The organism is Streptomyces sp. NPDC047515 (genome assembly GCF_040643055.1).
Classification (GTDB): Bacteria; Actinomycetota; Actinomycetes; order Streptomycetales; family Streptomycetaceae; genus Streptomyces.
In genome coordinates this window covers 76,889-84,606 of the sequence record NZ_JBEYTM010000034.1, presented here as the reverse complement: position 1 = coordinate 84,606, position 7,718 = coordinate 76,889, and the positions used below count along the sequence as shown (strand labels likewise).

Genomic DNA, 7,718 nt, shown 5'->3' with positions numbered 1-7,718 from the left:
CCATCCCCGAGCTCTCAGCTTCGTTCGAGCAGGGGAGACCCCATCCGAGGACATCCCGGCGCCTTGGAATCGCACGCACCAGACCGCGTCCGCTGCCCGATCGAAGGCCGCCCGACAGGCTCTGAGCGACACCCCTGACCCCGGCCACGACGACCACCCCGCACAGACCGACTTCGGCTCCCCCCATTGCCAGGTCAGCGGGTGGTCGGCGTGGCCGGTTCGCGTTGCCGTGCCCGTACGGGAGAGTCGTGATCGCACCGTATGCGGACCCGGCCGCAGAGTAGGCCCGGCACCGGATACGCCACCGCCGGTTCATGGGGAAGTAACACACCCGACCTCTTCGTCACTGCCGCGAAACACCGAGCGGCATCGGCGGAAACCGCGCTGGGCGAACCTCATGGCGCATAACCGGCCCGCACCTTTTCCCAGTGGTCCCGCACGTGGTGCCGCTCATCCCGCCCGCACGCGGCCGCACCGACGACGAGGAGACGCCGATGCCCCCAGGCATCACGACGCTTGCCGCAGACACCCCGACGCTGTCTGCCGCCAACACCGGGTTCATGCTCATCTGCTCCGCCCTGGTGATGCTCATGACCCCGGCCCTGGCCTTCTTCTACGGAGGCATGGTCCGCGTCAAGAGCACCCTCAACATGCTGATGATGAGCTTCATCAGCCTCGGGATCGTCACGATCCTGTGGGTGCTCTACGGGTTCAGCCTCGCCTTCGGCACCGACATCGGTTCCGTCCTCGGCTGGAGCCCGGACTACGTCGGCCTCAGCGGGATCGGCATCACCCAGCTCTGGGACGGACACACGATCCCCGTCTATGTCTTCGCCGTCTTCCAGCTGATGTTCGCCGTCATCACTCCCGCGCTGATCAGCGGCGCCCTCGCCGACCGGGTGAAGTTCACCTCCTGGGCCCTGTTCATCACGCTCTGGGTCACCGTCGTCTACTTCCCCGTCGCCCACTGGGTCTGGGGCGCGGGCGGCTGGCTGTTCGAGCTCGGCGTCATCGACTTCGCCGGGGGTACGGCGGTCCACATCAACGCGGGTGCCGCCGCGCTCGGCGTGATCCTCGTCATCGGCAAGCGCGTCGGCTTCAAGAAGGACCCGATGCGGCCGCACAGCCTGCCGCTCGTCATGCTCGGTGCCGGACTGCTCTGGTTCGGCTGGTTCGGTTTCAACGCCGGCTCGTGGCTCGGCAACGACGACGGCGTCGGCGCGGTCATGTTCGTCAACACCCAGGTCGCCACCGCCGCCGCGATGCTCGCCTGGCTCGGCTACGAGAAGCTCCGCCACGGCTCCTTCACCACCCTCGGCGCGGCCTCCGGCGCGGTCGCCGGCCTCGTCGCCATCACCCCGTCCGGCGGCGCGGTCAGCCCGCTCGGTGCCATCGCGGTCGGTGCCATCGCCGGTGTCCTGTGCGCCATGGCCGTCGGCCTGAAGTACAGGTTCGGCTACGACGACTCCCTGGACGTCGTCGGCGTCCACCTCGTCGGCGGTGTCGCGGGCTCCCTCCTCATCGGCTTCTTCGCCACCGGCGGTGTCCAGTCCGACGCCAAGGGTCTCTTCTACGGCGGCGGCCTCGACCAGCTCGGGAAGCAGGCCGTCGGGGTCTTCGCCGTCCTCGCGTACTCTCTGGTCGTCTCCGCACTCCTCGCCTTCCTCCTGGACAGGATGATCGGGATGCGGGTCGACGAGGACGACGAGATCTCCGGCATCGACCAGGTCGAACACGCCGAGACGGCGTACGACTTCAGCGGAGCGGGCGGCGGCGCGGCCCCGCGCGCCACGGCCTCCGCGACGGCACCGGGTACGACGGCAGCAACGCAGACCAGGAAGGTGGACGTATGAAGCTCATCACCGCAGTCGTGAAGCCGCACCGGCTCGACGAGATCAAGGAGGCCCTCCAGGCCTTCGGCATCCAGGGCCTCACGGTCACGGAGGCCAGCGGATACGGGCGTCAGCGCGGCCACACCGAGGTCTACCGGGGCGCCGAGTACACCGTCGACCTCGTCCCCAAGATCCGCATCGAGGTCCTGGTCGAGGACGAGGACTCCGAAGAGCTCATCGACGTCGTCGTGAAGGCCGCGCGGACCGGCAAGATCGGTGACGGCAAGGTCTGGAGCGTGCCGGTCGACACCGCGATCCGCGTACGAACGGGCGAACGCGGCCCGGACGCCCTCTGACCGACGGCACCGACGAGCACCGTCCGAAGACCGACGGTCCCGAAACGAAAGGCAGTCGGTGACGAGCACCGAAGCGACCACCGAATCCGAGGACTCGGAACCCAGCGGCTACGCGGCGGCCCGGCTGCGCCTCCTCCAGGGGAAGGCGCGGTCCGGGCCGCCGCGCCGTGCGGCCCTCGCCTCGCTCACCGACGACTGGCTCACCGCACTGTTCACCGCCGCCGCCGAACAGACCGGCGTCCGCGGTGCCGCCCTCGTCGCCGTCGGCGGCTACGGCCGCGGTGAACTCTCCCCGCGCAGCGACCTCGACCTCCTGCTCCTGCACGACGGCCACGCCGACACGGCTGCCGTCGCCGCCCTCGCCGACCGCGTCTGGTACCCCGTCTGGGACCTCGGCCTCGCCCTCGACCACTCCGTGCGCACCCCCGCCGAGGCCCGCAGAACGGCTGGTGAGGACCTCAAGGTCCAGCTCGGACTGCTCGACGCCCGGCCCGTCGCCGGAGACCTCGGCCTCGTCGCCACCCTGCGCACCGCGATCCTCGCCGACTGGCGCAACCAGGCGCCCAAACGCCTTCCCGCACTCGACGAGCTCTGCCGCGAACGCGCCGAACGCCAGGGCGAGCTCCAGTTCCTTCTCGAACCCGACCTCAAGGAAGCCCGCGGCGGACTGCGCGACGCCGCCGCACTGCGTGCCGTCGCCGCCTCCTGGGTTGCCGACGCCCCCCGCGAGGGCCTCGCCGAGGCCCGCCGCGTCCTCCTCGACGCCCGCGACGCCCTCCACCTCACCACCGGCCGCGCCACCGACCGCCTCGGCCTCCAGGACCAGGACCAGGTCGCCGCCGAGCTCGGCCTCCTCGACGCGGACACCCTGCTCCGTCAGGTGTACGAGGCCGCCCGCACCGTCTCGTACGCCACCGACGTCACCTGGCGCGAGGTCGACCGCGTGCTGCGGGCCCGCTCGGCGCGCCCCCGGCTGCGCGCGATTCTGGGGGGCGGCAGGACCACCGCGGCCGAGCGCACCCCGCTCGCCGAAGGCGTCGTCGAGGCGGACGGCGAGGTCGTGCTCGCCCGCGCGGCCCGCCCCGAACGCGACCCCGTGCTCGTGCTGCGGGCCGCCGCGGCCGCCGCGCAGTCCGAACTCCCGCTCTCCCGGCACCTCGTACGCCACCTCGCCACCACCGCCCGTCCGCTGCCGGTGCCCTGGCCCGCCGAGGCCCGTGAGGAACTCGTCACCCTCCTCGGCGCGGGCGGGGCCACCGTTCCCGTCTGGGAGGCGCTCGAAGCGGAGGGCCTGATCACCCGGCTGCTCCCTGACTGGGAACGCGTCCACTGCCGCCCCCAGCGCAATCCCGTCCACACCTGGACCGTCGACCGTCATCTCGTCGAAGCGGCGGTCCGCGCCTCCTCCCTCACCCGCCGCGTCGGCCGCCCCGACCTGCTCCTCGTCGCCGCGCTCCTGCACGACATCGGCAAGGGCTGGCCCGGCGACCACTCCGCAGCCGGGGAGATCATCGCCCGGGACATGGCCGCCCGGATCGGCTTCGACCAGCACGACGTCGGCGTCATCGCCACCCTCGTGCGGCATCATCTGCTGCTCGTCGAGACCGCCACCCGCCGCGACCTCGACGACCCGGCGACCGTCCGCTCCGTCGCGGACACCGTCTCCACCGTCTCCACCCTGGAGCTCCTGCACGCCCTCACCGAGGCCGACGCCCTCGCGACCGGGCCCGCGGCCTGGTCCTCCTGGCGCGCCTCCCTCGTCGCCGACCTCGTCGAGCGCGTCGCCGCCGTGCTCGCCGGCCAGGCCCCGGAAGAACCGGAACCCGCCGCACCCAGCGCCGAACAGGAACGCCTCGCCATCGAGGCCCTGCGCACCGGCGAACCCGTCCTCGCGTTGCACGCCCAGGCCGGAACCCCGGACGAGGACGGCGAACCGGAACCGCTCGGCGTCGAACTCCTCATCGCCCTGCCCGACCGCCCCGGCGTGCTGCCGGCCGCGGCGGGCGTCCTCGCCCTGCACCGCCTCACCGTGCGCGCCGCCGACCTGCGCGCCGTGGAACTCCCCACCGAACTCGGCGCGGGCGACCGTGCCGAACTGCTGCTGCTCAGCTGGCGGGTCGCGGCCGAGTACGGCTCCCTGCCGCAGGCGGGCCGCCTCCGCGCCGACCTCGTACGCGCCCTGGACGGCTCCCTGGACATCCGTGCCCGGCTCGCCGAGCGCGAGGCCGCCTATCCCGGGCGGCGCGGGGTGAAGGCCCCGCCGCCGAGGGTGACGGTCGCCGCGGCCGGCTCACGGCTGGCGACGGTGATCGAGGTGCGGGCCCAGGACGCACCTGGACTGCTGCACCGGATCGGCCGGGCGCTGGAACGCAGCGGTGTCCGCGTGCGCAGCGCGCATGTGTCGACGCTGGGCGCGAACGCGGTGGACGCCTTCTACGTCACCGACACCGACGGGGAGCCGCTGCCCGAGGTGCGGGCGGCCGAGGTGGCCCGGGAGGTCGAGAAGGCGCTGGGCTGAGCGCCGCTGCCCGGCCCGCGAGCCCCTCGTACGGCATGAGAACCGGGCGAAGGCTTCGCGTTTCCCGGGGTCCGGATACCCTTGGGGACGACCGACCTGCCCCAGCCCCCGACCCTGAGGACCGACGAGCGCCGTGTTCGATACTCTCTCCGACCGCCTTAGCGCGACTTTCAAGAACCTCCGGGGCAAGGGCCGCTTGTCCGAGGCGGACATCGACGCCACGGCCCGCGAGATCCGTATCGCCCTGCTCGAAGCGGATGTCGCGCTGCCCGTCGTCCGGGCCTTCATCGCCAACGTCAAGGAGCGGGCGCGCGGCGTCGAGGTCTCCCAGGCACTGAACCCCGCCCAGCAGGTCGTCAAGATCGTCAACGAGGAGCTCGTGGGCATCCTCGGCGGCGAGACCAGGCGGCTGCGGTTCGCCAAGACCGCGCCCACCGTGATCATGCTCGCCGGTCTCCAGGGTGCCGGTAAGACGACCCTCGCCGGAAAGCTCGGCCTCTGGCTCAAGGGCCAGGGCCACTCCCCGCTGCTCGTCGCCTGTGACCTCCAGCGCCCCAACGCCGTCAACCAACTGAGCGTCGTCGCCGACCGCGCCGGTGTCGCGGTGTACGCGCCCGAGCCGGGCAACGGGGTCGGTGACCCGGTCCAGGTCGCCAAGGACTCGATCGAGTACGCCCGCACCAAGCAGTTCGACGTCGTCATCGTCGACACCGCCGGCCGCCTCGGCATCGACCAGGAGCTGATGCAGCAGGCCGCGGACATCCGCGACGCCGTCGGCCCCGACGAGATCCTCTTCGTCGTCGACGCGATGATCGGCCAGGACGCGGTCAACACCGCCGAGTCCTTCCGCGACGGCGTCGGCTTCGACGGCGTGGTGCTCTCCAAGCTCGACGGCGACGCCCGCGGTGGTGCGGCCCTGTCGATCGCCCACGTCACGGGCAAGCAGGTCATGTTCGCGTCGAACGGTGAGAAGCTTGAGGACTTCGACGCCTTCCACCCCGACCGCATGGCGTCCCGCATCCTCGACATGGGTGACCTGCTCACCCTGATCGAGCAGGCGGAGAAGACCTTCAGCCAGGAAGAGGCCGCCAAAATGGCCTCCAAGCTGGCGTCCAGCAAGGGCAAGGACTTCACGCTCGACGACTTCCTGGCCCAGATGGAGCAGGTCAGGAAGATGGGCTCCATCTCCAAGCTGCTCGGGATGCTGCCCGGCATGGGGCAGATCAAGGACCAGATCAACAACATCGACGAGCGCGACGTGGACCGTACCGCCGCGATCATCAAGTCGATGACCCCGAAGGAGCGCGCCGAGCCGACGATCATCAACGGCTCGCGCCGGGCCCGTATCGCCAAGGGTTCCGGCGTCGAGGTCAGCGCGGTGAAGAACCTGGTGGAGCGGTTCTTCGACGCCCGCAAGATGATGTCGAAGATGGCGCAGGGTGGCGGCATGCCGGGGATGCCCGGGATGCCGGGCATGGGCGGTGGCCCCGGCCGACAGAAGAAGCAGGTCAAGCAGGCCAAGGGCAAGCGCAAGAGCGGCAACCCGATGAAGCGCAAGGCCGAGGAGCAGGCCGCGGCGGCCCGTCGCGAGCAGGCGGCGGCGCAGGGCGGCGCGTTCGGCCTGCCGGCGCAGGAGGACAAGAACTTCGAGCTGCCGGACGAGTTCAAGAAGTTCATGGGCTGATCGCCCGACATGCGTGAGGGGCGCCCACCGGTGGGCGCCCCTCACGCATGTTTCCACGCGTTCCTACGCGGCGTGCCGTGCCGGCCGCAGCGCCGTGCCGTTGGCCAGCCCGCCCGGGTCCAGGGACAGCGAGACGGCCGCGGTCGCGCCCACATCCGCGAGGCTCTTTGCGTCCGGCAGCAGCTCCACGCCGTCCGTGCCGGGCCGGTGGATCAGCACCGGCACGTACTCACGGGTGTGGTAGGCGTGCCCGATCGTGGGATCGTTCCCGTGGTCGGCGGTGACGATCAGCCGGTCGCCGGGGCCGTCGAGCAGCGCCACGAGCCCCGCGAGTCCGGCGTCCACCTGTTCCAGGAGGCGTCCGTAGCGCTCGGTGTCCTGCTGGTGCCCGGCCAGGTCGGTCTCCTGGACGTTGGCGACGACGAGCGCGGCGCCGGGGGCGCGTACCGCTTCGAGGGTGTACGTGAGCACGTCGGCGGTCCCGACGGCCGGGTGCCGTCGCGCCGCCTCGCACGCCAGGATGTCGGCGGCCTTCCCCACCAGGGTGACCGGGACACCCGCGCGGGCGGCCAGATCGGGGAGCTGGCGGGTGTGGTCGAGCTCGGCGCCCAGGTGCTGGACCTCCAGGCCGCCGTTGCGGTAGAAGCCGGTGGCGGGGGTGTCGAGGCCGACGGTTCCCGCGTCGCCGGGGCGTACGAACCGCCCGAGCGGGCCGTCCGCGTGGCCGCCGACCGCGATGACCCGGGCGACGGGCGCGACCGCGCGGACGGTACGGGCGATGGCGAGGATGCCGCCGGGGCCTTCGAAGGGCAGGTCGTCGAGGCGTCCCGAGGCGTTCCAGTTGATCCCGGGGTCGGCCTCCAGGTTGTCGTGGACGAGGACCGCTCCGTCCACGACGAGGAGCGGCTTGCCGTCCAACGGGACGACGTGGTGCCCGGCCGCCTCCAGGGCCCTGGTCACCACGTCGACGTGGTCGGCGAGCCGGGCGACGGTGACCCGGCTGAAGTCGGCGCCCATCATGGTCTGGTGGCCCGCGAAGGTGTCGGCGCCGGGATAGCCGAGCGCGGCGCGGCCCGCGGCGACGGGCAGCAGGGGGCGACGGGCGAGATCCGGGTGCGGGTGGACCAGGCCGAGCCCCAGTGCGCCGAGCACCGGCAGGCGCAGCGGGCGGCCGAGGGCCGCGCGGCAGTGGTCGAGGACGTGCCCGCAGGTGTCGGCGGTGAGATCGCCGGGGCGCAGGGTGCCCGCGTCGGGCATGGCGCCGATGCCGAATCCGTCGATGACGACGATGACGGTCTTGGCCATGGAGGCCTCCTCTTCCGGGTCCG

At 72.1% G+C, this 7,718-nt stretch carries 5 protein-coding genes; 4 read left to right on the top strand and 1 reads right to left on the bottom strand.

What is annotated here, in order from left to right:
* The first annotated feature begins 494 nt into the window (after positions 1-494).
* The 4 genes from ABZ826_RS25530 (at position 495) to ffh (ending at position 6,390) form a co-directional block, all read left to right on the top strand.
* The gene (locus tag ABZ826_RS25530; RefSeq protein ID WP_361452617.1) at positions 495-1,853 is read left to right on the top strand and encodes an ammonium transporter; all 1,359 of its coding nucleotides are present in this window, start codon (positions 495-497) and stop codon (positions 1,851-1,853) included.
* Positions 1,850-2,188 (top strand): P-II family nitrogen regulator, encoded by a 339-nt coding sequence (locus tag ABZ826_RS25525; protein ID WP_327272692.1) that lies wholly within the window; start codon positions 1,850-1,852, stop codon positions 2,186-2,188. The genes ABZ826_RS25530 and ABZ826_RS25525 overlap by 4 nt, the downstream gene beginning before the upstream one ends.
* Before the next feature lie 58 nt (positions 2,189-2,246).
* Entirely contained in the window at positions 2,247-4,706 is a 2,460-nt protein-coding gene (locus ABZ826_RS25520) for a [protein-PII] uridylyltransferase (protein ID WP_361452613.1), read from the top strand.
* Positions 4,707-4,839: 133 nt separating this feature from the next.
* Positions 4,840-6,390 carry a signal recognition particle protein gene (ffh, locus tag ABZ826_RS25515; protein WP_361452610.1) on the top strand — a complete coding sequence of 517 codons (1,551 nt, stop codon included), beginning with the start codon at positions 4,840-4,842 and terminating at the stop codon, positions 6,388-6,390.
* 63 nt (positions 6,391-6,453) lie between these two features.
* Here ffh and ABZ826_RS25510 read toward each other — a convergent pair whose 3' ends face one another.
* Entirely contained in the window at positions 6,454-7,695 is a 1,242-nt protein-coding gene (locus ABZ826_RS25510) for a phosphopentomutase (protein WP_361452607.1), read from the bottom strand.
* Positions 7,696-7,718 lie beyond the last annotated feature (23 nt).

Coding starts and splice junctions, on each gene's coding strand:
- ABZ826_RS25530 (WP_361452617.1), top strand. CDS start 495: ATGCCCCCAGGCATCACGACGCTTGCCGCAGACACCCCGACGCTGTCT.
- ABZ826_RS25525 (WP_327272692.1), top strand. CDS start 1,850: ATGAAGCTCATCACCGCAGTCGTGAAGCCGCACCGGCTCGACGAGATC.
- ABZ826_RS25510 (WP_361452607.1), bottom strand. CDS start 7,695: ATGGCCAAGACCGTCATCGTCGTCATCGACGGATTCGGCATCGGCGCC.